The organism is Shimia sp. (assembly GCF_049116215.1).
In the GTDB taxonomy this organism is placed as follows: domain Bacteria; phylum Pseudomonadota; class Alphaproteobacteria; order Rhodobacterales; family Rhodobacteraceae; genus Shimia.
In genome coordinates this window covers 122,951-147,230 of the sequence record NZ_JAGDZB010000003.1, presented here as the reverse complement: position 1 = coordinate 147,230, position 24,280 = coordinate 122,951, and the positions used below count along the sequence as shown (strand labels likewise).

Below are 24,280 nucleotides of genomic sequence, written 5' to 3'. Positions count from 1 at the left end.
GACGGAGTTAATACGGCATCGGATGCGCGCGATGCGCTGCGCTGATGTCTTTAAGCACTTCTGCGCTCAGCCGCAAATCAGCCCCTGCCAAAATGTGATCTAGCTGGTCCACCGTGGTAGCGCCAAAGATCGACGCACACATAAATGGCCGCTGCACCGTGAAGGCCATTGCCATATGCACCGGATCCAATCCGTGTTTGTCGGCGATATCCAGATAGGCCTGCACCGCATCAAACACCCGTGGGCTCACCCGCCCGCCAAGATCGCCATTGATCGACTTGCGCGATCCATCTGGCGTTACGCCACCTTGATATTTGCCTGTCAGAAGGCCGGTGGCCAGAGGTGAAAACGCCAAAATGCCGACGTCTTCGTTGACGCAAAGCTCTGCGAGATCGGTGTCCGCCATCCGGCAGAGCAGTGAGTATTCATTCTGGATCGAGGCCACCCGCGGTCCGCCTTTGTCCTCAGACAAACGCAGCCACTGCGCCGTGCCCCAGGTGCTTTCATTGGACAGACCAAAAGCACGAATGCGCCCCTTATCAACCTCTTTCTGCAACGCCTCCAGCGCCTCTTCCATATGCGCCAGCGTGTCCGCCTTGTTTTGCCCTGACGGATCAAAATCCCAATTTTGGCGGAACATGTAAGATCCACGGTTGGGCCAGTGGAACTGATAGAGATCGATGTGGTCGGTCTGCAATCGCTTGAGTGAGCCTTCGATGGCTTCCGGAATGGTTTTCGCCGAGATCAGCGCCCCATCGCGCACATGTGCCAAGCCCGCGCCGGAATGCTTCGTTGCCAGAACCATGTCTTTGCGCCGTCCCGTCTTGGCAAACCAGGTGCCAATGATTTCCTCGGTGCGCCCCTGGGTTTCCGGACTGATCGGGTTCACCGGATACATCTCCGCCGCATCAACAAAGTTGATGCCCGCGTCCAGCGATAGATCAATCTGCTGATGCGCCGCTGCCTCGCTGGTCTGTGTGCCAAAAGTCATGGTGCCGAGGCAATACTCCGACACTTCGATGCCGGTACGGCCCAAAGGGTTCATTTTCATAAAAGCTCATCCTGTCGCAAATCTTTGCGCTTAACTTAGGGTCTGTGGCGTTGATCTCAAGCGGGATTACGGGGGCCAGCCCCCGCTTGGCTGCGCCAAGTCTCCCCCGGGATATTTGCAGATTGTGAATGACCTGGGTCAGCGCGTGCTCCGGGCGTGGAAGATAAAGCCCAAAGTGTTGAGCAAAAGCTGCGCCGCAAGGATCGCAGTGGAGCCTGTGGGATCATAATCCGGTGCCACTTCAACAAGGTCGATGCCAACCACGTCATGCCGTTTCGCCAAGGCATGCATCATCTCCAGCACGTCGTAATAGAGGAACCCACCATGACTTGGCGTGCCGGTGCCCGGCGCTATCGACGGGCAGAAGGCGTCAATGTCCACCGTCACGTAAACCCGCGCGCCCTCGGGAATACGGTTGATCAGCGCCTCTGCCCCCAGCTTACGCGCCTGCCGCACGCTCAGGATATCGCTGCCCATCGCCCGCGCATCCGCATAGCCTTCTTTGGCGGTGGAGCTGACATTGCGAATACCCACCTGCGTGAGGCCGGTGACATAGTCTTTCTCCGCCGCCCGCCGCATCGGATTGCCATGGCCAAAGCGCACACCATGGCGCTCATCAACAAAATCCAGATGCGCGTCGATCTGCAAAATGTGGATTGGCCCCTGATCGTCAAACGCGTTGATGCAGGGGATGTTGACCGAATGATCCCCACCAATGGTGACCGGCAAAGCCCCCGCCTTCAGCATCGCCCGCACCCCTGCCTCGATATTGGCATGACTTTTGAGAGTGTCAGTATGCACGATATCTGCGTCACCAATATCCACAATCCGCACCGATCCGGGTAAGTAGGTGGCATCATCTTCATGGTCATAGGCCCCGGCGTGGCCAAAGCTGAACAGGGTGGAAGCCTCCCGCACCGCCCTAGGCCCAAACCGCGCTCCGCTGCGCCACTGCGTGCCAAAATCAAACGGCGCACCCATCACGGCCACATCCGCCTCAATCGCCGCCCAATCCGGCTGATACGCCCGCTTGCCAAAGGTCGAAATCCCCACAAACGGCAAATCCAGCCGCCCGCCCTCATAGCCATGTCCCGCCATCATCATCTCCCTGTTTGCTGCGACGGTGACGGATTTTTGCCCCGCCGTAAAGTATTCCCGATATTGAGAACAAAAGTGGAACATGTTATTCTGATGCCATGGCCACCCACCTCCTCAAACGCGCGCCCTCCCGCCCGGCAGACGCCCTTGCCCCTTTGCCTGAGGTGGCCCTGACTCTGGCGCGCCTGCATGAGGCCTGCGGCCCGGCGCGCTACAGCTTTGCGCTGTGGCTGGCGCATCAAGCCAAAGGTCCGCTGTTCTGGATTGCCCCAGATTGGGGCGCGGCCCCACTCAACCCCGCAGGCATGGCGCCCTTCCTCAACCCCGGCAGCGTGACCTTTGTCAGCCCGCGCCGCCCCGAAGAGGTGCTCTGGACCATGGAGGAGGTTCTGCGCGCCGGCACCGTGCCCTTGGTGGTGGCCGACCTGCCCGGCCCGCCCGCACTCACCCCGGTACGCCGCCTGCATCTTGCGGCCGAAACCGGCGCCAAGGCCAGTGGCAGGGCGCCTTTGGGATTGATCCTGACCCCCGGAGACGGCGGCGCACAGGGCATCGAGAGCCGCTGGCACATGGCGCCAGATCACCGCGGTGACACCGACGCCTGGTCCCTCACTCGCCTGCGCGCCCGCAACGCCCCCCCACAAAGCTGGCAGCTCAGCGGCCTGCCCCACGCCCCCAAGCTAACCCTACGGGACAGCGATACCGAGATAGCCTGACGCTGCGCGCATCACCCGGGCCTGCAAATCATCCAAGTCCGATTCCCCTCGCAACAATGCCCCGTCAATCATGCCGCGACACAGCGACAGTAAATCCAGCGCCGCCACCTCCACATCCGCTACGCGGTGGCGTTGCAACACCCGCTGCAACACGTCCAAAATCGCCGCAGTCAGTGCCGCGCCTTCTTCTGACAAAGGCACCAGAGCCGCTGCGCGATCCAAAGCCTGAGACAACTGCGGCCAGCCCTTTTGATGTGCAATCGTCGCTGCCACCAACGCCGCCAAAGCCTCGGGCAGATCGCTCTCCTGATGCGCCACCTCCGCCGCCTGCAACCCGTGCAACAGCCGCGTCCGCTTGGCCCGCACCATCTCCGCAATGATCGCCTCCTTATTGGGGAAATACTGATACAGCGAGCCCACAGACACCCCCGCCCGCTCCGCAACCGCATTGGTGTTGAACCCCTCAAAGCCTTGCGCCACCAGAATGTGAGCCGAGGCCTGCAAAATCGCATCCACAGTGGCTTTCGCCCGCGCTTGACGCGGTTTTTTACGTGGATTTGCAGCTGGTTGCGCGGAAGTCTTCACGGCCATGACAAAGCGAGTCCAAAACATGAGCAATAACTCACATATTGACGAAAACACACAGCAACACAAGGCTCGCCCATGCCCTATTTTGTCAATCACAGCATCCTGATCACCGGCGCCACCGGCGGCATCGGCCGCGCGCTCACCCGCGCCCTCACAGAGGCCGGCGCTTTGGTCATCGCCACGGGCCGCAGCGCGCAAGCTTTGGACCGCCTGACAGGCGCCTCACCGGAAACGCTGAAGAAACTTCAGGCGGATCTCTCCCACGCCGAGGGACGTCACGCCCTGCTGGCGCAACTCCAAGACCATCATGTCTCCGGCATCATCCATGCCGCGGGCGTGCAGTTTGCCCAAAAAATCCCCGAAGGTCTCGCGAAACACCCGCGCCAATCCGAACTTGAACTGGCCCTCAATTTGCAAGCCCCCATCCATCTCACCAGCGCCCTGCTTCCCACGCTGGCCAAACACCCCAAACCTTTTGTTTCCGCCATCACCTCTTCGCTGGCTCTGGCCCCAAAGCGCGACGCGCCCACCTACTGCGCAACCAAAGCAGGGCTGCGTCACTACTTGCGGGCCCTACGCTACCAATGTGCTGACGCCATCCCGCAGCTGCTGGTAAACGAAGTGTTGCCCGCGCTAGTCGACACACCCATGACCGCTGGACGAGGCACCGGCAAAGACAGCCCAGACAAAGTCGCCACAGAAATCCTACGCGGGCTTGTCGATCAGAAGTCAGAAACCTGGATAGGCAAAGCCCGCCTGCTGCGCGGCATCAATCGGGTCAGCCCCTCTCTGGCGGCGCGCATTTTGCGATAGCCACACGCAAAAACGACACGCCCAAGTCGAATTCCCTCTAGTCATTGCGCGCCAAACCGCCATGCTGCCCCCATGCGCATGATCATCACCTTCTCGGCCCTGTTCCTCTCGGTCATTCTCTTGCAACTCAGCTCCGGCGGTGTAGGGCCACTCGATGCGCTCTCCGGGATCGCGCTGGACTTCACAACAGAACAGATTGGTCTGTTGGGCTCGGCGCATTTTCTGGGATTCTTCATTGGCTGCTGGTGGTCGCCACGCCTGATGGGCAGCGTCGGTCACTCCCGTGCCTTTGCCACTTTTACGGCCATGGGGGCCATTGGCCTCTTAGGCCACTTCATCATCGTTGATCCCTACGCCTGGGCGCTCATGCGGGTGGCCTCTGGTCTGTGCGTGGCGGGCTGCTTCACCGTGGTCGAAGCCTGGTTGCAATCCAAAGTCACCAATGAAACCCGTGGCCGCGCCATGGGCACCTATCGTGTGGTTGACATGATCGCCTCCCTAGGTGCTCAGCTGGTGATCAGCGTTTTGGAGCCAGCCTCTTATGTGTCATACAACCTGCTCGCCCTGCTCTGCTGCGCAGCCCTCTTGCCCATCACGCTAACCACGTCTCCACAACCCAAAACCCCGAAGGCCCCGCGTTTGCGTCCCAGCCTCGCCTATGCGCGCTCGCCGTTGGCCGTCGCTGGCGTGATTGTCGCCGCCCTCAGCTCCGCGTCATTCCGCATGGTCGGGCCGGTCTATGGCACCGAGGTCGGTCTGCAAATTGAACAGATCGCCTGGTTCCTTGCCGCCTTTGTGCTCGGTGGCGCCATCGCGCAATATCCCGTTGGCTGGCTGGCGGACAAATTTGACCGCCGCTGGGTGCTGATCTGGCTTTCCGCCGCCGCCGTGGTGTCTTGCGGCACAACCGTCGCCATGGGCGCTGGCAGCACCAAGATGATCATGCTCAACGCGGCGTTTTTTGGCTTCACGTCATTCCCGATCTACTCAGTCTCCGCCGCCCACGCCAATGACTTTGCCACATCTGAAGAACGCGTCGAACTCTCCGCCGCCCTCATGTTCTTCTTTGCGGTCGGCGCCATTGGAACACCGCTATTTGCCTCTGGTCTCATCGAGCGTTTTGGCCCGCCTGCCCTCTTCATCATGATTGCAGCCGGTCACGCAATGCTGATCGTCTTTGGCCTGACCCGTATGCTCGCCCGCCCCACCGCCGAGCACCGCACCCGTTACGTCTACGCGCCGCGCACGTCTTTCACAGTGGGCCGCATCACAAAACGCCAGCGTGAAAAGCCCAATCGCACAGAAGAAACGCCCTCAAACGAGGGCAAATAGCCACCAATTTTGCACCTCCGCGATACAGTCGTGATACAGACACAATACCGACGTGAAAATTCGCCTGTGGAACTGGCTTACTCTTTGGGCTAATGGGGTTTGAAACAGTTAAGGGACACCCACATGGCGCGCCATCTGATCACCTCGGCCTTGCCGTATATCAACGGCATCAAACACCTCGGCAACCTTGTTGGCAGCCAGCTGCCAGCCGATCTGTTCGCCCGCTACATGCGTGCACGCGGCAACGAAGTGCTGTTCCTCTGCGCCACCGATGAACACGGCACACCAGCTGAGTTGGCCGCTGCCAAAGCGGGCAAAGATGTAGCCGATTACTGCGCCGAAATGCACGCTGTTCAGACCGAAATTGCCGACGGATTCCGCCTGTCTTTTGATCACTATGGCCGCTCTTCCAGCGCGGAAAACCACGCCCTGACCCAACACTTCGCCGGCCGCCTCTCTGACATGGGTCTAATCCGTGAAGTGTCTGAAAAGATGGTCTATTCAAACGCTGACGGCCGCTTCTTGCCGGATCGCTACATCGAAGGCACCTGCCCCAATTGCGGCTTTGAAAGCGCGCGTGGTGACCAGTGTGACAACTGCACAAAGCAGCTCGATCCCACCGATCTGATCAACCCGTATTCGACCATCTCCGGCTCTACCGACCTAGAAGAGCGCGAGACCAAACACCTGTTCCTGTGCCAGTCGCAAATGCGCGACAAACTGCAAGCCTGGATCGACAGCAAGACCGACTGGCCAGTGCTGACCACCTCGATTGCCAACAAGTGGCTAAACGACGGCGACGGCCTACAAGACCGCGGCATCACCCGTGATCTAGACTGGGGTGTGCCCGTTAAGAAAGGCGGCGAAGACTGGCCCGGCATGGAAGGCAAAGTCTTCTACGTCTGGTTCGACGCCCCCATCGAATACATCGCCTGCGCCCAGGAATGGGTAGCAGCCGAAAAAGGCACCGACTGGGAGCGCTGGTGGCGCACTGACAAAGGCGCGGACGACGTGACATACACTCAGTTCATGGGCAAAGATAACGTGCCGTTCCATACGCTGTCCTTCCCTGCGACAATTCTCGGCTCCGAGGAACCTTGGAAAGCGGTGGATTACATCAAATCTTTCAACTACTTGAACTATGATGGCGGCCAGTTCTCCACCTCACGTGGCCGAGGCGTCTTTATGGATCAGGCACTTGAAATCCTGCCGTCCGACTACTGGCGCTGGTGGCTTTTGTCCCATGCTCCAGAGAGCTCTGACAGCGAATTCACCTGGGAGAACTTCCAGCAATCGGTGAACAAAGATCTCGCAGACGTTCTTGGTAACTTTGTCAGCCGCGTGACCAAATTCTGCCGCTCTAAATTTGGCGAAGAGGTGCCAGCAGGCGGTGAATTCGGCGAAACTGAACATGCTTTGATTGCTGAGCTGACCACTCGCATGCGTGCTTATGAAGAGCACATGACTGCCATGGAAGTCCGCAAATCGGCACAGGAACTGCGCGCGATCTGGGTGGCGGGCAACGAATATCTACAAACCGCGGCCCCTTGGTCGACCTTCAAAACCGACCCGGAGACAGCCGCTGCGCAAATCCGTCTCGCCCTGAACCTGATCCGGTTTTATGCCGTGATTTCAGCGCCGTTCATTCCGGACGCCTCAGAGACCCTTATGACCGCGATGCAAACCGAAGACACAAATTGGCCAGATAACGTAACTGCGGCGCTCCAATCTCTGCAGCCTGGCCATGCCTTCACTGTGCCGGATGTCACCTTCCGCAAAATCAGTGATGATGAACGCGAAGAGTGGCAAGAGAAATTCGCAGGCAAACGCGAGAGCTAAACATCAGAAAGCGCGGCCAAATGGCCGCGCTTTCTACTTTTTACGTGCCGCAAAATGACCGCCCGGTTCGACCTATGTGACAAAGATCAAAGTCTCCCCCCTCGACTCACGCTACATCCTTAGACAAAATGAAGGCGTGCAGCCATGTTTGCACCTAAAGGAGATTGACCAATGGAAGCCATTCTGAACGTATTCTGGAGCATTATTGAAGCGCTCCCGCCAGTTGTGTCCGCGTCCCTGCTGATGTTGGGCATCAGTGTCTTTGTGGCACTTGTGCTTGGATTTATCGTTGCAAGCATCGCATCTGGCAAAGAAGTACGCTCGTAGCGGACTAATATTTTTCAGACATTACAATCTATTACTGATACCCGCGGCCGGAACCTGTTTCTTGTTTCAAAGTGTTGCAGTTCGCGGATTTTTCTTAAATAGTTGCTACCTACAACACTTGAAGCCGGCAAATTGTCGCAAACAATTGTTGGCTCAAATTGTGGCTTAGATCGTGTTACGTCGATGGTTTCGCAGCATCGTTTTAAACGGCTGTTCACATCGACATTTCTAAACGGTGCATTGTTTCACGACTGATTTATGTGTGATCAAGACAAAAGGATTTTTCTAAGATCACTGGATGGCGCATTGAGCTACGCCTTTGAAAAACACAATCCAAAAACAATCTTTCTTTGATTCGGAAGCCCAAAACCTTCACTTCCAGCCCTTAGCAAACATCTAAGGGAGACTTCCGCGCTCCGCCGTCTCATCGCCGAAGCGGTCATTTGCCTCGGGCATTGAGCCGCGCGTAAAAACCGCGCAGCCCGAGATCAACGTGGCAAAGGAGGCTAGGTCTCCAGTTTCAAAAAGTAGTCAAAAATCTCAGGCACATTGCCACCGCCCAAACCTTCTGCGACCGCAGCTTGCAAATTGCGAGACGTGCCCTCCGCGATTATCGCTTGAGTACCCATGTCTTCAACCATCTTTAGAAAGTATCCAAGATCCTTGTTGGCATTATTGATAGAGAAACCAAGGTCGCTCACGCCATCCACCGCGTAATTCTTGCAGAACGCCATAAAAGGCGAATTGGAAGGCCCGGTAGACATAATGTCAAACAGCTGCTGCCTGTCGACGCCTGCGCGCTCTGCCACTGCAAACGCCTGGCTCATCGCACATACGGTTGTCATCCCCATGAAGTTGTTGATCAACTTTGTTACGTGACCAGCTCCCAAAGCACCAAGATAAAATACGTTCTCGCCTTGCTGCTCAAGCACGGGCTTGACGCGATCAAAGGTTATAGGGTCGCCGGCAGCCATGATATTTAGCAAGCCGTCCCGTGCGTGCGCAGGCGTGCGTCCCAACGGGGCGTCAATCATGCCGGCACCCTTGGCCGCAAGATCCGCGCCGATCTTGCGCGTTGACGCGGGAATGGATGTTCCGAAATCGATAACAACACTGCCTTCCTTGATGCCGGTGAGGACACCTTCATCACCGTACACAATGTCCTCCACAACGTCCGAAGTTGTTAAGCAGAGCATCACAATGTCGCTTGCTTCAGCCAAGGCTTTAGGCGATGTAGCCGCAGATGCATTTCCGCGTTCAAGAACGTTTTTTACCGCTGTTGGATCAAGATCCATGACGACGAGATCGAAGCCACGTTTTTGCAGGTTTTCGACCATGTTTCCGCCCATGAGGCCAAGGCCAATAAATCCGATGACAGGTTTCGTCATGGTGTTTCTCCTTTGGGGAATAGATGTTTTTAGAATGCGCGGGGACTAGACAAAATCTTCACGATGAGGCGTGAAAATATCGAGCAATGTCCCAGCCTCTAGGCAGGTGGCTCCATGCACGATGTCGGGCTGTTTGTAGAGAGAGTCGCCCGCTGAAACGACATAGGTTTCCTCACCCACTTTGAATTCGAATTTTCCGGAAATGACATAGGTGATCTGCTCGTGCCGGTGGCTGTGCAAAGCCGCGACAGTCCCAGCTTCAAAACGCACTTCGGCACACATCACGTTGTCGTTGTAGGCGGCGACTTTGCGGGTCAAACCGGCTTGCACGTTGACCAACTCATTCTCGTCGGCAGGGAAATAGTTTTTCGGCTTCACTGTGAGACTCCTTGGCAAGTTTATGTATTTGCGAGCTTTTTCATCACGATTTTGAAGGTGTTCTCGTCCGCATCCGTAAAATAGAGGTCAGCGTCGTAGCCCTGATCATCCATGAAATTGAACACCCGCTTTGGTGCGTCGAGTTTGTAAGGCACGAGCAGCGTTGCAATTCGGTGCCGGGTCGCGGCTGGATAATGCGCAGTGAGAAAAGTACTCACTGGGAGCCCTTCGTAGTCCGCGGGATCAACGTCGGGAAAATCTGTTGTCTGCGAGATTGTTGGCTTTCCTGCTTCGGACCATACAACTTGTCCATAGAAACCGGCCTTTTCCCCCGTGTTGCGGAAGGAAGATTTCCCAAGGTCAAAGCGCTTGTTCGCGTGCAGCAAGAAATCAACAGTAACCGGTGTCTCCGCATCAACCTTGTCGACGATTACAAAGTAGGAGTTCCGGACAAAGTAGATCTCGCGTTCCGCGCGTGTCACTTCCGGAGACAAAGACTGATAGGCAGGCGTCGCATCACCGTGAATGAAAATGTGGTCTTCGCGTTCTTCGGCAGCAAGGATTTTCCCAGTAGCAGCCATGGCCTTGGACTTGTCTTTACCGGCATATTGGCCCTTGCCGTTGATCAAGATGGCGTTTTTTGAAGCGGTTTGGCGTCGCCAGTTTCGGTGCATCGACGAGTTAAAGGCCACATAGTGTCCGGATTGAATTGCTAGGTCTTCACCATACGCAGCGAGACAAAATGCATTTTGGTCTCCATGGCTATGGCTGATGGATCCGAACGGCGAAGACTTAAACACAAATTGAATGTGGTTGTCTGGATCCGACATTGCATGCTGAACGCCGACCCAACCGATGCCTTTGAAATGGCGCAAACCGTCTTCCGGTGGAGTGGCTTCGACAGCGGGGTAATCCGTTTGGAATACCAGCTCATCGAAATGAGTGTCCCACCAACCCCAATTGTAAAACTCGCCTTCGGTGCCAGGGTTGGTGCGTAGGTTCTCTTCACAGTACCACTGATAGGCCCCTTTGCCGGTTACCCCGGCAAACTGGCGTAGATTTAGGCCGGTTTTGATGCAAGGCAGATCACCCTGTGTACTGTCATCGCCAAATGTTGCCCGGCGCGTATTTGGTGCCTTACAGTAGAGAGGAAAGTCGGCTGTGTTTTGCAGAAAAGGCCGCTTGTAGAGATCAATGCCAGTGTAGGACTTCAGGCGGTTCGCCGCATCGATGAAGTAGGCCATGCCCATCATCCAATAGTTAGTACCCTCGGCCCAACCGCCGTCACTATCACCCCAAGGAGAATAGACGCCAGAAAGAAACTCGATACAGTAGTTCAGCCAATCACGAGCTTCGTCGTCCTCGTCATCCCCTAGCAGGGCAATGCAGGCCGGTATTAACGTCAAAGATACTGAACGCACAGCGTGGCTGTCATATGGAAAGAGGTGGATTTTTGCGTTCGCAATGGCGTGCTCTGCAATGTCGCGGGTGCGTTCTAGCAAAGCATTGCGGACAGCAACACGTTCGTCTTCATCTAACACATCGTAGAGCCAGTCATATCCCCAAGCCAAAGCATTACAGACGCGATAGGCCCATTCATCGGTATATGCGCGAGACGTGACGCCCATTGGATCCCATGTGGCAGCCTCCAAAAGCCAGGCCTTGGCACGAACGGTCATCGTTTCGTCATCCAAAACCTTGCCTGCGACAGCCAAATGTCGGATCGCATACCAGCATTCTTGCAAATCGATGTAGGTTTGCCGCCAAACCGGGGCAACACGCTTGTGATCTAGATACCCTTTCGGCTCCAGCATCACTTCCCGCGACATCCAAGGCAGCACAGATTTCTCGTAAAATGCTACCCAGGAACAATGCGCTGGATCCTCAGCAACGGCCGCTTTGAAGCCGTCAAGGCGATCCGGCGTCATCCACAAACGGGGGTGGCCAGTTTCAACACGGGACAGACGAGTTTTGCGTGAAGGCAGTGGGACCTCCGGTAGGCCCTCAGCCACAACAAATCCGCGGTCGCTACTCCACTGACTTGAAGGCGATTGCGTACCCGCGTCCCAAGTTGCATAGGACCAGTGATATTTACCTGGGTCGAGCACCACATCGGGAGTGAAAAAGTTGAGCGGCAGATTCTCAAATATCTGTGTCTTTTCTTTCGGGTAACTTGGATCTGTTGTGACCCGAAGAACGTAACGAGCCTCATCGTCGATCACTGGAATCCAAGAGAAGCACGGTGGGTTCTCTGTAACTTCACTTTGAGAGGTCGGACCGTATTGAATGGTCAGTCGCCCTGCTTTGGGTTCATCGAGCAAAGGAAGGGATTGTCCTGCCATCTTCATGTTCCGTTCGGTTCGCATAAAAAGGATAATTTGTTTTTGTGAGAGGGCAGCGCACAGACTGCCCTCTTCGAACTTCTCAATGAACCGCTCTCAAGAGGGTTAGGAGCACATTCATGAGACTAAAGATGATCAGTTGTACTGGCGCGTGTAGGCCGATTGCATGACCTCAAGCACCGCACTCAGACCCATGCTTTCAAGCTGCGCGAGGTAATCTTCCCATTCAGCTTCGACATCACCGCCACCAAGAATCCAAACCTGCTGACGCTCCAGCATGTAGTCGCGGATGCTGCTCCAGTGCTTGTCGTAGACTTTCTGCTCATCTGCGTCGAAAGCCACGCCCAAGAAGTCAGGGATCAGATAATCACCTTGGTCATAAAGCTTGATACCCTCTTGAGCGAATTCATTGGTCCATTGCCATTCGTAGTTATAATCCTGGAAATATCCCCGTGCTTGGAGTTGCGAACCAACTTGGTACAACGAGCGATTAACAGGGCCTGCATCAAGAAAGGCCTGCGTGAAGACGGGTTTGCCATCGACCATTTCATACTGTTCACCTTCGACACCAAAGTTGGCCAGACGGCGTCCTTCTTTCGAGAACCAGAAATCGAAGTACTTGATGGTTTCAACGGCATGCTCATTGGTGTGGCCAATGGCCCAGCCGTCAGGCTTCACAAGAATACGACGGTGCTCTTCAACGCGACGACCTGAAGGCGACGCTGGTGGAGCGAATGCCTTAAACTCGAAGCCTTCGATGTCAGCTGAAAGACGGTTGTAACCACCTGTGGAAGCAAACCAATCGTGCGTTGATCCTCCCAAGTTTTCAGAAAGCAAAAAATCACGCGCTGAGGAACCACGGGTGAACACTTCAGCGTCGATTAGTCCTTCATCATACCAGCGCGCCAGGTTCTTGATACCTTCACGATATCCTTCCCCGAGATAGCCATGAGAGACCTGACCGTCTTCTACGAGGAAGTCATGGTATGTGTCAGAGCCATGCGCACGGCCATCCCAAAGGGTTACCATGCGGATCAACTCAGGCCACTGACGGAAGAACAGAGGCACTTCGTCTGCCTCGCCATTCCCGTTGGGGTCTTGCGTTTTGAAAGCCCGCAGAACGTTTTCGTAGTCCTCGACAGTCTCAGGCATATCGAGCCCAAGTTTGTTGAGCCAGTCGGTGCGGATCCAATAGGCGCGACCATATTTTCCATCCGGCAAATATGGGATGTAGTACATTTGGCCGTCCGCAGCCTTCACCGCCGCTTCAATATCTGGGCGCTCAGCATAGTAGGCTGCGATGTTAGGCGCGTGCTCGGCGATCAGATCGTTGAGCGGGATGAAAGCACCTTCGGGACCGTACTGGTTTACGAAATCGCGAATACGCGAAGATCCCACGATATCTGGAATATGGCCAGATGCGAGCATGAGGTTCAATGCCTCAGTGCGACCAGTATTTTCGTCCGTGCGCATGTTGGCACCCACGGTGTCGTTGACCAGGTGAATACCCGTCATCTCGCGCGCAACCTGTTCAACCGGCCAGCTCTCTTCGTAAACCGGATAACGTGCGTGGTTCATCTGGATCGTAAGTTCTAATGGCTCGTCAACTATCCTGTGACTGTCTTCGGCCAAAACCGGCGTGGTGATGGCGCTGCAGGCAAGCAGGGCCGTTCCGATAGTGAGTTTACGCATGATTTCCTCCCTAATGCGTTGGGCTCATTATTCTTTGACGCCTCCGAGCAGGATGCCCTTCTCGAAGTATTTTTGGATGAATGGGTAGACAATTAGGACGGGGACAATTGAGCAGACGATGATGGCCGCAGTAACCGTCTCAGCGCTGAAACCCGCCGCGGTCTGCACCATCGCGAATTCGTCATCGTCTGACAGTGTCGCGATGGTATGGCGTAGGAAGACCTGCAGCGGAATCTTGTCCTCTGATTGCAACAAGACCATTGCCCAGAAGAAGCCATTCCAACGCGAGACGATGCAAAACAGCGTGATGGTTGCTATGGCTGGTTTGGACAGAGGAACAAAAACCTTCCAGAGTACCTGAAAATCATTGGCGCCGTCCATGCGCGCAGCCTCCTCGAAACTCTGAGGAATTGCCTCGAAGAAGTTTCGTAGCAGGATGATGTTGAAGGCGTTGACGGCGAAAGCCAGGATGATGCCAAACATGCTGTCGAGCAGCCCTAGGTCACGCATATTCAGGAAAAACGGTATGAGACCTGCATTAAACCACATCGTAAATGCGATGAAGAGATTGAAATATCTGCGTCCTTTGAGCTGCGGTCGAGATAGTGCGTATGCTCCCGGGATAATGAACACGAGGCTCATCACAGTTCCACCAATCGTGTAGATAAAGGTGTTCCGATATGAGATCCAAAACTTTGGATCGGTTATGATGAACCCATAAGCTTCCAGTGTCGCGTCAATTGGTGTGAGGACCACTTTGCCAGCTTGTGCCGCAAAACCCGAGCTTAAAGAAACCGCCGCGATGTAGATAAACGGGTAAAGCGTCGCGACGGTGAACATGCCAATCAAGACGGAGACCGTGATGGCAAAAAATTTGTCGCCGCGAGAGTAAAGGTTCCAGTTGTTCATGGTTTTCCCTCTCTTACCAAAGCGACGTGCGCGAGAAGCGGCGCGACAGCGTGTTGGCGGTCATCACCAGGACGAAGGCGACCATGGCATTGAACAGGCCTGCAGCAGCGGCGAGGTCGTATTGGCCGGACTGCAAACCTTGGCGGTAAACCCACGTATTCACCACATCTGAAGTCTCGTAGGTGGCGGGTTGATAGAGCAGTATCACCAGCTCAAAGCTCACTTCCATCACGTTTCCGATCCGGATTATCAGCATGATCAAGATAGTCGGAAGTATCGAAGGAATTGTGATCTTCCACATCATTTGCCACCGGTTCGCTCCGTCCACCACTGCGCTTTCGTAGAGCGAAGGGTTCACGCCAGCGATGGCTGCGAGAAAGACGATGGATCCAAAACCCGCTTCCTGCCAGATTCCTGTGCCGACAAAGATCGGGCGGAACCATTCCGGCTGCGTCAAGAAGTAGACGGGTTCCAGACCAAACCAACCGATCACGGTATTGATGATCCCTGCAGTGGGCGAGAAGGCCGTGATCACGATACCCGCGATAATGACGGACGAGATGAAATGCGGCAGATAAACGATTGTCTGTGCTGTGCGCTTATAGCTGGCATTCATTACTTCATTGAACATTAACGCCAGGATGATTGGTGCCGGAAAGCCAAAGAGGAGATTAAGCGCGCTTATTTTGATGGTGTTGGACACTGCTCGCCAGAACTGATCGTTTTCCCAGAGTGTATGGAAGTGTTCCAAGCCGACCCAAGGACTGTTCGCGACACCCTTGAAAATCGAGTAGTCTTTGAAGGCAATTTGCAGCCCATACATTGGCTTGTAGAGGAAAACGAGAAACCAAACGATGGTAGGCAATAGCATCAGGTAGATTTGCCACTCAGCCTTGATGTGATCTATCAGACGTGTCCAGCGATCGTTTTTGTGGTTGCTGTTCGGGGTGCTTTGCTCCGTCATGCCATCAGCCCTCTGAGCCTGAACCCGACTGTGCAACAAGTGCCCGCCCCGTAGCCGCGTCAAAGACCTTCGCTAGGTCGGCTGGCACATGAACTTCACTCACCCCTGATAGGTGGGCGATGTCTCCATTTGTCTCGGCCTTAAACACCAGCTCAGCATCACCTAATCGGGCGTGAAGTAGCGCTTCAGACCCTAGCGGCTCGACCAAATCTAGACTGATTGGCAGCGGCGAGGTGCCTTCAGAGACTTTCAATGAAACGTGTTCTGGTCGAATGCCAACTATGACCTCTCGCCCAGCTTGCCCGTGGTACTGAGCACCGAGCGCGATCTCTACGCCTGCTAAGTGCGCGCCCGTCTCGGTCAACACACCTTTCACCATGTTCATTGGAGGCGAACCAAGAAAACCAGCAACGAAAGTATTGGCAGGATTGTTGAACAGCTCCATCGGAGTGCCAATCTGTTCGATAGCTCCATCGTTCATCACGACAATCCGGTCGGCAAGTGTCATTGCCTCGACCTGATCGTGCGTCACATACACGGAAGTTACACCGAGACGTTTGTGGAGCCTTTTAATCTCGGCACGCATCTGGGTTCGCAATTTCGCATCGAGGTTGGAGAGGGGTTCATCGAAGAGAAACACCTTCGGGTGACGAACAATTGCCCGGCCCATAGCTACTCGCTGTCGTTGACCACCAGACAAATCCGCCGGGCGACGCTCTAAATAAGGTGTGAGACCTAGAACTTCCGCAACTTCATCAATTGTGGTTTTGATTTCGTCCTTCGGCATCTTCCGAATGCGAAGACCAAAGGCCATATTGTCGGCCACGTTAAGGTGCGGATAAAGCGCATAGTTTTGGAAAACCATCGCCACATCCCGATCTTTTGGTGCCACGCGATTCACGCGGCGGTCATCAATGGTTAGGTCGCCCGCTGTGATCTCTTCCAGTCCAGCAATCATGCGCAACGTTGTGGATTTCCCGCACCCGGAAGGTCCTACGAGAACAACGAACTCCTTCTCCGCGACCTCCAGATCAATTCCATGAACCACCTGTAGAGCGCCGTAAGACTTTACAATGCTGCTGAGATTTACGCCTGCCATTTTCCCCTCCCGAAGGCCCTTCAAGTCATCTTGCGAAAGATGATTCGTCGCTTTCTTCATCTGGTATACTAGATGGCAATCTGGAATACTAGTCTAGTATACCAGCTTGCAATTCCCCTCGCGTCATGTAGGGTTGCACCGGAAAGGTGAATTATGGTTCAGACGAAAGAAATTAACGGGGCGCGAACAAGCGTCGATGCGATCTTTGACTTCCTCCATGAGGAAATTTTGACTTTGCGTCTGCGACCGGGTGACCGGATTTCCGAAGCGGAAATCGCAACACGTTTTAATGTTTCGCGCCAGCCGGTGCGCGATGCATTCAGCCGCCTGGCAAATCTCGACCTACTAAAAATCCGCCCCAAACGCGCAACAGAAGTACGACGGTTTTCTATGCGCGAAATCAAGAAATCCCGCTTTGTACGCGTTGCAATCGAAACCGAGGTCTTGCGCAGAGCCTGCGCCTATTGCGACGTACTAAGTGCCGCACGCCTCAATGAAGCCATCGCAGCTCAGGAGGAGGCTGTCCTATCTTGCGACATCGATGGATTTGCTCGCCTGGACTACGAATTCCATCACATTCTGTGCGACATCGCTAAAGCCGAGTTCGCCTATGATGTTGTGATGGCGGAGAAAACAAAGGTTGACCGGCTTTGCGTTCTTGGCCTGGAAAAAGAGCAGCAAATGCCGGTTCTAATTGAGGATCATCGCAAAATTGCGGAAGCCGTGAAGGCGCATGACGCTGAGGCTGCAATTACCGCTGGTGTCGAGCATTTTTCCAGGCTTGATGACACTATTGAACGGATCCGAGTCAGCAACGCGAACTACTTCGAACCTCAGTCGTCGCTTCCCTGACTCCAGTGAACCAACCACACGAGCCCAACCACAGCCCCAAGCCACCTGGTTCTGGCGATATTTTTGCCTTGGCCTGGCCGATGACCCTCAAAGCCATCTTCTTACACGGCATGGTAGTTATAGATGGTTGGCTGGTCTCTTCACTCAGTGAATCTGCTGTAGGCGCAATGGGGCTCGCGGTGGCAATCGGAGGGATCATTCTTGGAACAATCTTTGCTTTCGCACACGCGATGCAGATCAGAGCGGCTCAGGCCTACGGGACCGGAGACCCTGTATTCATCAAGTCGGTTTTGGCCAGCGGGCTGACAATCAGTTTGGGAATTGGCTGCACAGGAGGAGTACTGCTTCTGTGTTTTGGGGACAGCTTCATTGACGATATTGCTCCATCAAAAGAAGTTGCCTCACATGCTTGGAGCTATCTTTCCATTTTCGTGCTTGTCGTCCTTTTTGAAGCCGTCGGGCAGTGCTTGTCGAGTTACTTCAATGGCATTGGCCGGACGCGCATCCCGCTTTACGGTTATCTGATTTCCGTTCCAATCAATGTGATCGTGAGCATCGCGCTAATCCACGGCCTCTGGGGATTGCCTGCGTTTGGCATCAGTGGCGCCGCGATGGGCAGCGCCTTCGCATCGCTGTTGCAGGCTTTATTCTTTATGTTGCGACTTTACCAAAGCGATCGCCACCTCTTGAGGGTAAGGGGATGGCGGCACGGACGTTTCATAACAACACTTGGGCGTCACATCAGGTTTGCCCTTCCGATCGCGGCTACTTTTGTGAGTGCAACTCTGGCAACCCATGTCTGCACAATGATTTACGCCGGGATGTCGTTGACGGATTTTGCAGCCCTTGCCTTGATTGCTCCATGGAACCTTTTGGTGGGCCAGTTATCGATGCAGTGGACACAGGCAACCGGTATCCTTGTCGCCCAGTTGCTGGGGCGCGGTGCAACGGAAAAAACACTCGATAGGTTTTTGTCAACCGCATGGCGCGGCGCGTTTGCAAGCGCTACGTTGGTTTCCTTGGTCTTTATTGCCCTCTGCTCGTCTGTCAATTTCTTGTACAGTGATCTGACAGCAGAAACCCGAGCTACACTTTTTAGTTTCTTGCCGATCCTTGTACTTGCCTCATTCCCACGCGCCACCAACGCCATCTGTGGAAATACTCTACGAGCAAGCGGAGACACAGTTTATGTCATGCACATTTTCGTCTGGTCACAATGGCTTTTTCGGGTGCCGACTACCGTACTTGCGGTCATGTGGTTCGAAGCAACAGCACCATTGGTGTTGTCTCTGATGCTGGCCGAAGAAGTCATAAAATTCTTCCCCTTTCACCGGCGCCTCTGGACTGGGAAGTGGAAGCAAATACAGCTAGAGGCGTAGAGCCCTGGCTCGGATTTGGAAGCTTAAAACGAGCAAATAGGAAGCAGCGTTCGGTTTTGCCCCCCGGTCCTTACCATAAAGATTCCTTCTTCGCTAAGGTCGATACCATATTATCGGCCCCACCCTTTTGCCCCGCACACGAAACAACGGTTGTTGCTATCTAAACCAATGCCGGCTGGCTAGCGTCCGACTTGGGCCGTTCAATTAACACACCAAAGGCCGCTTTACGAAACGGTCGATCCTCAAAGTTTTGACGCCCTCCTACGCAACCGATTTCCAATGACTGGCTTCCGTAATCTGTCCAATACACCGCCTTTTGCGCTCACAGCGAACGTCAGCTGTCCGCCCATAAGGACCAACGTAAACATCTATCTAAGGTCCAAATTCTCTGAACGCGCCCGCCCCCCGTTTAAAACAATGTTGAATTCACATGATAAATCGGGAGCCAAAACCCAACAGTTAACTACGTTACAACTCTCGTCATCCCTAGGACTTCATCAATCATCATCCTCAGTGCCTCATTAGCCGGGACAAAGTGTATCGGCTAAAGAAGCAAGGGATGCTGAAAACCTACAAGTTGGGTGGAAACGAGCCTTCCACGACCTTTTTAAGGCCGAAGAGGTGGATGAGCTGTTTGAAGTAGCCTGATCCTAGCAAAAGCTCAAAGGTGGCTCAGATGGTGGCTTAGATTTCTAAGTCGCCATTTTTTGTTTATTTTCATTATATTGATAGATTTATTTGGTACCCGCGGCCGGACTCGAACCGGCACGGCCATAATCGGCCTAGAGATTTTAAGTCTCCTGTGTCTACCATTCCACCACGCGGGCAACCAACACGCCAAACAAAGGTCAGCGGCGCGACAATAGCCGCTTTGTTTCTGGTGTAAAGTGCGGAAGGTTAGAGCTTTTCACCGGGTGCTTCGTTTATTGGCGGTGGTTTATACAAACTGCGCTCTGGCAACCAGGGGTTCAACTCTAGCGCCGCCGCCAGCGCATCCTGCGCCTCAGCCTCACGTCCCAATCCAATTAGGATGAGAGCCCGCCCCGACAACGCAGCCACATGACGTGGCGAGAGTTCAATCGCGCGATTCAGATCCGGCAATGCTGCTTCAAAATCCTGCTGTAGGAAGTTTACAAAAGCCCGTTGGTTGTACCCTTCGGCATACTCCGGACAGTAATGCACCAGCCGATCAAACTCCTCACGTGCACCCAACAAATCCCAGGACGACCGCTTCGCCATACCGCGATCCAAAATCTCCTGCGCAGCCTCATCTGGCGCATCCGCCCACAAGGCCCACATATCATTGGAAATCTCTTGCGCGGTCATCTGATTGTCCGCGACCTGCACCTGCGCAATCAATGCGTCCACCGCCGCTGAATGATCCGGTGCTTGTGGACACTCAGACGCTTGGACCGCCCCGGCAGTCAGCAAAAGTATCAATAAGAGTTTCATGCTTAATCGTGACACGTGCGACACGGCCCACCAAAGTCACATCTCCGCGAGGCCGGTCTCTTTCACCGCTTGCATCGCCACGTAAGTTGACGTGCTGGCGACATGTGGCAATGCCGAAATTTTCTCTCCTAAAACATGGCGATAGGCGGCCATGTTGGTTGTCCTGACTTTCAGCAAATAGTCAAAATGACTGGCAATCATGTGCGCTTGTTCAATCTCAGGCACCTCCGCAACAGCTGCGTTGAAGGCCCGCAGAGCTTTTTCGCGTGTGTCTGACAGCTTCACCTCAACAAAGGCCACATGGTCCAATCCAAGCCGGATCGGATCCAGTAACGCACGATACCCGGTGATCACCCCATCGCCTTCCAACCGACGCAGCCGGGCCTGTGTTGGGCTCTTGGAGAGGCCAATTTCTTTTGCCAGATCCGTGATCGAGATTCGCCCATCCCGCCCCAGAACATCCAGAATCGCCCGATCATACCGATCCAATTCAGACTTCTCGTTTTGCACAGTTTCAACCCTCATCTTTGGTCACATTGCCACGCTGAACTGCAACAATCAGTCAATTCGCCTGAGAATGCAAAGGTATACTGAACCAAACCACAGGAGACCCTCATGACCGAAGCGCGCGCCTTGATCGACACCAGCACCTACCGCAAAGAAGCCCCCTTGGTGGAAGAGCTTAAAGCCTGCAGTGGCCTGTCGACGGCAGACCGCAAATCTATCTGTGCCAAAGGCGCTTCTCTCGTGCGTGAAATCCGCGAAGAAACCAGCCCGGGCATGATGGAAGTCTTCTTGGCGGAATACGGCCTCTCCACCGATGAAGGTGTGGCTTTGATGTGTCTGGCCGAAGCGCTGCTGCGGGTGCCCGATGCGGACACCATCGACGCGTTGATCGAGGACAAAATTGCGCCGTCTGATTGGGGCAAGCACCTTGGCCAGTCCACGTCGTCTCTGGTGAACGCCTCAACATGGGCGCTGTTGCTGACGGGCAAAGTGATGGACGACCAAAACACCGGTCTGATTGGCACGTTGCGTGGCGCCGTCAAACGTCTAGGGGAACCTGTGATCCGCACCGCAGTAGGTCGCGCGATGAAAGAAATGGGCCGCCAGTTTGTATTGGGCGAAACCATCACCTCCGCCATGAAGCGTGCGGAAGGTATGGAAAACAATGGGTATACCTATTCCTACGACATGCTTGGCGAAGCGGCCAAAACCGACGCGGACGCCATGCGCTACCACCTCGCCTATTCGCGCGCGATCACAGCCATTGCCGCCGCCTGCACCAACCAGGCCACGCGTGACAACCCAGGCATCTCGGTTAAGCTTTCTGCCTTGCACCCCCGGTACGAGGTGGCGCAACGCGAACGCGTGATGGAAGAGTTGGTGCCCCGTCTGCGATCTTTGGCATTACTGGCCAAATCTGCGGGAATGGGCCTCAACATTGACGCAGAAGAAGCGGACCGTTTGGCGATCTCCATGGACGTGATTGAAACCGTACTTAGCGAGCCAGCTCTGGCTGGGTGGGACGGCTTTGGTGTTGTGGTGCAAGCCTACGGCAAACGCGCCGGCGCGACGCTGGATTACCTTTATGAGTTGTCCAATAGGCTGGACCGTAAAATCATGGTGCGGCTTGTAAAAGGCGCTTACTGGGATACGGAAATCAAGCGCGCGCAAGTGGAAGGCATCGACGGCTTCCCGGTCTTCACCAACAAAGCGGCAACGGATGTGTCCTACATCGCCAACGCCCGTAAATTGCTGGACATGACGGACCGCATCTACCCGCAATTTGCCACACACAATGCACATACGGTGGCGGCCATCCTACACATGGCCGAGGACAAATCGGCGTTTGAATTCCAACGCTTGCACGGCATGGGCGAAGCTCTGCATGACATTGTCCTTAAGGACCAAGGCACCCACTGCAGAATTTATGCCCCAGTGGGCGCGCATCGCGATCTACTGGCCTATTTGGTCCGGCGACTGCTTGAAAACGGCGCGAACTCCTCCTTTGTGAACCAGATTGTTGACGAAGACGTGCCTGCGGAAACCGTGGCCAGTGACCCGTTTGATCAAGTGCAGTCCACAGAAGGAGACTTACTGCGCGGGCCAGATCTATTCACACCGGAACGTGTAAACTCCAAAGGGTTTGATCTGACTGATCTCCCCACACTCAATGCGCTGGACACAGCCCGAGACCTGTATCGCAACACGCAATGGCAGGCCGCCCCTTTGCTGGCGACCACAGCCTCACCCGAGACGGCGCAGATCGTCGACAACCCATTCCTGCCAACCGACAGTCCTGGCGCCGTGGCCCATGCCAGCGCAGCCGATGTTGAGAGCGCCTTGAGCACCGCAAAGCCCTGGGATGCATCCGCTAGCGAACGTGGTGTTGTGCTGTCCAAAGCGGCGGACCTCTTTGAGGAGAATTACGGCGCGCTTTTTGCGCTGCTGGCGCGTGAAGCAGGCAAAACGCCAAATGATGCAGTCGCGGAGCTGCGCGAAGCCGTTGATTTCTTGCGTTACTATGGCGCCAACGCACCATCGACACCACCTGCGGGTGTGTTCACATGTATCTCCCCGTGGAACTTCCCGCTGGCGATTTTCTCGGGACAGGTCTCCGCTGCTTTGGCCGCTGGAAATGCGGTACTTGCCAAACCGGCGGACCAAACCCCACTTATCGCCCATGAGGCCGTCAAGCTTCTGCATGAGGCCGGCGTGCCACGTGATGCATTGCAACTCCTGCCCGGCTCCGGCGCAATCGTCGGCGCGGCGCTGACCTCTGACCCTCGAGTGAACGGCGTGGCCTTCACCGGCTCAACCGCCACCGCACTGCGCATCCGCGCCACCATGGCAGACAACCTAGCTCCAGGCGCGCCACTGATCGCTGAGACAGGTGGTTTGAACGCCATGATCGTCGACAGCACTGCCCTGCCCGAACAAGCAGTGACCGCGATTGTCGAAAGCGCCTTCCAATCCGCAGGCCAACGCTGCTCCGCGCTGAGATGCCTCTATGTGCAGGAAGACATTGCAGAAAACCTGCTGGAGATGTTGACCGGTGCGATGAAGGAACTGTCGCTAAACGACCCATGGCTGCTGTCCACCGACAGTGGCCCGGTCATTGACGGAACGGCACGTCGCGGTATTGCAGATCACATTGCGCAGGCGCAATCCGAAGGACGTGTGCTGTTCCAGATGCCGACGCCGCAGACCGGCACATTCATTGCGCCCACGCTGATCAAGGTGACTGGCATTGCTGATTTGGAGCGGGAAATCTTTGGTCCGGTGCTGCACGTGGCCACCTTCAAATCCAATGAACTCGACGCCGTAATCGATGCCATCAATGCAACCGGCTATGGCCTGACATTTGGTTTGCAAACGCGGATTGATGACCGGGTGCAGCACGTCTCTGACCGTGTGAAGGCGGGCAACATATATATAAACCGCAACCAGATTGGCGCAATTGTTGGTTCACAACCCTTTGGCGGCGAAGGCCTTTCCGGCACTGGCCCTAAGGCAGGTGGGCCACATTATCTTGGCCGCTTTGCTGCTGTGCCTACGGAGGATGCAGGGACATGGGACAGCATCATGCCCGCCGATGTGGCACAGGCGGAACTGGACAAAATCAATCGTGAGAGTGGCGACACCAGCGCCACCACCATTTCTTTGCCCGGCCCAACTGGCGAGTCCAACCGGCTGACCAGCTATGCGCGGGAGCCGATGGTGTGCATGGGTCCAGGTGCGGAGACCGCAAAAGCGCAAGCTGAGATCGTCAGAAGTCTTGGCGGACAAGCGATTGTAGCAACGGGCAAACTCCCGGGTGACGCGCTCACTGGTTTGCGGGGCTTTTGTGGCGCCATGTGGTGGGGAGAAGCAGGTCAGGCCCGGGCTTATGACCAAGCGTTGGCGCAACGCGATGGGCCTATCCTACCTTTGATCACCGGACAGCCAGATGCAGCGCGGGTGTTGGGAGAGCGGCATGTCTGTGTCGATACCACCGCAGCGGGCGGCAACGCGGCGCTTTTGAGCGGGAGCAGTTGACCTTCCGCGCAATTCCGCAC

20 protein-coding genes and 1 tRNA gene are annotated in these 24,280 nt (G+C 55.3%); 8 read left to right on the top strand and 13 right to left on the bottom strand.

Annotated elements, in window-relative coordinates:
• Positions 1-7 precede the first annotated feature (7 nt).
• Together JXR15_RS09285 and speB are read right to left on the bottom strand one after the other, a co-directional pair.
• On the bottom strand, positions 8-1,051 hold the full coding sequence (locus JXR15_RS09285) for an aldo/keto reductase (RefSeq protein WP_422052956.1): 1,044 nt from the start codon (positions 1,049-1,051) through the stop codon (positions 8-10).
• A gap of 138 nt (positions 1,052-1,189) precedes the next feature.
• A complete protein-coding gene (speB, locus tag JXR15_RS09280) occupies positions 1,190-2,149 on the bottom strand; it encodes an agmatinase (RefSeq protein ID WP_422052955.1) in 960 nt (319 codons plus the stop codon).
• A gap of 98 nt (positions 2,150-2,247) precedes the next feature.
• Here speB and JXR15_RS09275 point away from each other — a divergent pair, with 98 nt between their 5' ends.
• Positions 2,248-2,865: an ImuA family protein gene (locus JXR15_RS09275; RefSeq protein WP_422052954.1), complete on the top strand. Its 618-nt coding sequence runs from the start codon at positions 2,248-2,250 to the stop codon at positions 2,863-2,865.
• On the opposite strand, the gene JXR15_RS09270 is transcribed toward JXR15_RS09275, so the two are convergent.
• On the bottom strand, positions 2,836-3,477 hold the full coding sequence (locus JXR15_RS09270) for a TetR/AcrR family transcriptional regulator (protein ID WP_422052953.1): 642 nt from the start codon (positions 3,475-3,477) through the stop codon (positions 2,836-2,838). The two genes, JXR15_RS09275 and JXR15_RS09270, sit on opposite strands and share 30 nt — an antisense overlap.
• A 51-nt stretch (positions 3,478-3,528) precedes the next feature.
• Between JXR15_RS09270 and JXR15_RS09265 the strand changes: the two genes are divergently transcribed.
• From JXR15_RS09265 to JXR15_RS09250, 4 genes are all read left to right on the top strand, one after another.
• Entirely contained in the window at positions 3,529-4,266 is a 738-nt protein-coding gene (locus JXR15_RS09265; protein ID WP_422052952.1) for an SDR family NAD(P)-dependent oxidoreductase, read from the top strand.
• A 72-nt stretch (positions 4,267-4,338) separates the two neighbouring features.
• The gene (locus tag JXR15_RS09260; RefSeq protein WP_422052951.1) at positions 4,339-5,598 is read left to right on the top strand and encodes an MFS transporter; all 1,260 of its coding nucleotides are present in this window, start codon (positions 4,339-4,341) and stop codon (positions 5,596-5,598) included.
• 123 nt (positions 5,599-5,721) lie between these two features.
• Entirely contained in the window at positions 5,722-7,437 is a 1,716-nt protein-coding gene (gene metG, locus JXR15_RS09255; RefSeq protein ID WP_422052950.1) for a methionine--tRNA ligase, read from the top strand.
• Positions 7,438-7,608: 171 nt separating this feature from the next.
• Positions 7,609-7,764, top strand: a complete 156-nt coding sequence (locus JXR15_RS09250) for a hypothetical protein (protein WP_299419403.1) — start codon at positions 7,609-7,611, stop codon at positions 7,762-7,764.
• A gap of 506 nt (positions 7,765-8,270) precedes the next feature.
• Here the strand turns inward: JXR15_RS09250 and JXR15_RS09245 are convergent.
• From JXR15_RS09245 to JXR15_RS09215, 7 genes are all read right to left on the bottom strand, one after another.
• Positions 8,271-9,152: an NAD(P)-dependent oxidoreductase gene (locus tag JXR15_RS09245; protein WP_422052948.1), complete on the bottom strand. Its 882-nt coding sequence runs from the start codon at positions 9,150-9,152 to the stop codon at positions 8,271-8,273.
• A gap of 45 nt (positions 9,153-9,197) precedes the next feature.
• The gene (locus tag JXR15_RS09240) at positions 9,198-9,530 is read right to left on the bottom strand and encodes a cupin domain-containing protein (protein WP_422052947.1); all 333 of its coding nucleotides are present in this window, start codon (positions 9,528-9,530) and stop codon (positions 9,198-9,200) included.
• 20 nt (positions 9,531-9,550) lie between these two features.
• A complete protein-coding gene (locus JXR15_RS09235; RefSeq protein ID WP_422052946.1) occupies positions 9,551-11,872 on the bottom strand; it encodes a DUF4962 domain-containing protein in 2,322 nt (773 codons plus the stop codon).
• 135 nt (positions 11,873-12,007) lie between these two features.
• Positions 12,008-13,564: a sugar ABC transporter permease gene (locus JXR15_RS09230; RefSeq protein WP_422052945.1), complete on the bottom strand. Its 1,557-nt coding sequence runs from the start codon at positions 13,562-13,564 to the stop codon at positions 12,008-12,010.
• A gap of 27 nt (positions 13,565-13,591) precedes the next feature.
• Positions 13,592-14,473 carry a carbohydrate ABC transporter permease gene (locus JXR15_RS09225; protein ID WP_422052944.1) on the bottom strand — a complete coding sequence of 294 codons (882 nt, stop codon included), beginning with the start codon at positions 14,471-14,473 and terminating at the stop codon, positions 13,592-13,594.
• A gap of 13 nt (positions 14,474-14,486) precedes the next feature.
• Positions 14,487-15,437, bottom strand: coding sequence for an ABC transporter permease (locus JXR15_RS09220; RefSeq protein ID WP_422052942.1), 951 nt, complete (start codon positions 15,435-15,437; stop codon positions 14,487-14,489).
• Between the two features lie 4 nt (positions 15,438-15,441).
• Positions 15,442-16,536, bottom strand: a complete 1,095-nt coding sequence (locus JXR15_RS09215) for an ABC transporter ATP-binding protein (RefSeq protein ID WP_422052941.1) — start codon at positions 16,534-16,536, stop codon at positions 15,442-15,444.
• Positions 16,537-16,689: 153 nt separating this feature from the next.
• Between JXR15_RS09215 and JXR15_RS09210 the strand changes: the two genes are divergently transcribed.
• Together JXR15_RS09210 and JXR15_RS09205 are read left to right on the top strand one after the other, a co-directional pair.
• Positions 16,690-17,388: a GntR family transcriptional regulator gene (locus tag JXR15_RS09210; RefSeq protein ID WP_422052939.1), complete on the top strand. Its 699-nt coding sequence runs from the start codon at positions 16,690-16,692 to the stop codon at positions 17,386-17,388.
• 80 nt (positions 17,389-17,468) lie between these two features.
• Positions 17,469-18,767, top strand: coding sequence for an MATE family efflux transporter (locus JXR15_RS09205; protein WP_422052938.1), 1,299 nt, complete (start codon positions 17,469-17,471; stop codon positions 18,765-18,767).
• 739 nt (positions 18,768-19,506) lie between these two features.
• Here JXR15_RS09205 and JXR15_RS09200 read toward each other — a convergent pair.
• The 3 genes from JXR15_RS09200 to JXR15_RS09190 all read right to left on the bottom strand — a co-directional run bounded on the left by JXR15_RS09200 (position 19,507) and on the right by JXR15_RS09190 (position 20,744).
• Positions 19,507-19,594 (bottom strand) — tRNA-Leu (locus tag JXR15_RS09200).
• Positions 19,595-19,664: 70 nt separating this feature from the next.
• A complete protein-coding gene (locus JXR15_RS09195) occupies positions 19,665-20,219 on the bottom strand; it encodes a tetratricopeptide repeat protein (protein ID WP_422052937.1) in 555 nt (184 codons plus the stop codon).
• Between the two features lie 36 nt (positions 20,220-20,255).
• Positions 20,256-20,744, bottom strand: a complete 489-nt coding sequence (locus JXR15_RS09190) for an Lrp/AsnC family transcriptional regulator (protein ID WP_422052936.1) — start codon at positions 20,742-20,744, stop codon at positions 20,256-20,258.
• 90 nt (positions 20,745-20,834) lie between these two features.
• Here JXR15_RS09190 and putA point away from each other — a divergent pair, with 90 nt between their 5' ends.
• Positions 20,835-24,260, top strand: coding sequence for a bifunctional proline dehydrogenase/L-glutamate gamma-semialdehyde dehydrogenase PutA (gene putA, locus JXR15_RS09185; protein ID WP_422052935.1), 3,426 nt, complete (start codon positions 20,835-20,837; stop codon positions 24,258-24,260).
• The last annotated feature ends 20 nt before the right edge of the window (positions 24,261-24,280 follow it).

Bases quoted from the DNA above. Each gene is read 5' to 3' on its own strand.
- JXR15_RS09205 (WP_422052938.1), top strand. From the start codon at position 17,469: ATGACCCTCAAAGCCATCTTCTTACACGGCATGGTAGTTATAGATGGT.
- JXR15_RS09245 (WP_422052948.1), bottom strand. From the start codon at position 9,152: ATGACGAAACCTGTCATCGGATTTATTGGCCTTGGCCTCATGGGCGGA.
- JXR15_RS09190 (WP_422052936.1), bottom strand. From the start codon at position 20,744: ATGAGGGTTGAAACTGTGCAAAACGAGAAGTCTGAATTGGATCGGTAT.
- JXR15_RS09270 (WP_422052953.1), bottom strand. From the start codon at position 3,477: ATGTTTTGGACTCGCTTTGTCATGGCCGTGAAGACTTCCGCGCAACCA.
- JXR15_RS09250 (WP_299419403.1), top strand. From the start codon at position 7,609: ATGGAAGCCATTCTGAACGTATTCTGGAGCATTATTGAAGCGCTCCCG.
- putA (WP_422052935.1), top strand. From the start codon at position 20,835: ATGACCGAAGCGCGCGCCTTGATCGACACCAGCACCTACCGCAAAGAA.
- JXR15_RS09275 (WP_422052954.1), top strand. From the start codon at position 2,248: ATGGCCACCCACCTCCTCAAACGCGCGCCCTCCCGCCCGGCAGACGCC.
- speB (WP_422052955.1), bottom strand. From the start codon at position 2,149: ATGGCGGGACATGGCTATGAGGGCGGGCGGCTGGATTTGCCGTTTGTG.
- JXR15_RS09285 (WP_422052956.1), bottom strand. From the start codon at position 1,051: ATGAAAATGAACCCTTTGGGCCGTACCGGCATCGAAGTGTCGGAGTAT.
- JXR15_RS09210 (WP_422052939.1), top strand. From the start codon at position 16,690: ATGGTTCAGACGAAAGAAATTAACGGGGCGCGAACAAGCGTCGATGCG.
- JXR15_RS09220 (WP_422052942.1), bottom strand. From the start codon at position 15,437: ATGACGGAGCAAAGCACCCCGAACAGCAACCACAAAAACGATCGCTGG.
- JXR15_RS09215 (WP_422052941.1), bottom strand. From the start codon at position 16,536: ATGGCAGGCGTAAATCTCAGCAGCATTGTAAAGTCTTACGGCGCTCTA.
- JXR15_RS09230 (WP_422052945.1), bottom strand. From the start codon at position 13,564: ATGCGTAAACTCACTATCGGAACGGCCCTGCTTGCCTGCAGCGCCATC.
- metG (WP_422052950.1), top strand. From the start codon at position 5,722: ATGGCGCGCCATCTGATCACCTCGGCCTTGCCGTATATCAACGGCATC.
- JXR15_RS09195 (WP_422052937.1), bottom strand. From the start codon at position 20,219: ATGAAACTCTTATTGATACTTTTGCTGACTGCCGGGGCGGTCCAAGCG.
- JXR15_RS09265 (WP_422052952.1), top strand. From the start codon at position 3,529: ATGCCCTATTTTGTCAATCACAGCATCCTGATCACCGGCGCCACCGGC.
- JXR15_RS09225 (WP_422052944.1), bottom strand. From the start codon at position 14,473: ATGAACAACTGGAACCTTTACTCTCGCGGCGACAAATTTTTTGCCATC.
- JXR15_RS09260 (WP_422052951.1), top strand. From the start codon at position 4,339: ATGCGCATGATCATCACCTTCTCGGCCCTGTTCCTCTCGGTCATTCTC.
- JXR15_RS09235 (WP_422052946.1), bottom strand. From the start codon at position 11,872: ATGGCAGGACAATCCCTTCCTTTGCTCGATGAACCCAAAGCAGGGCGA.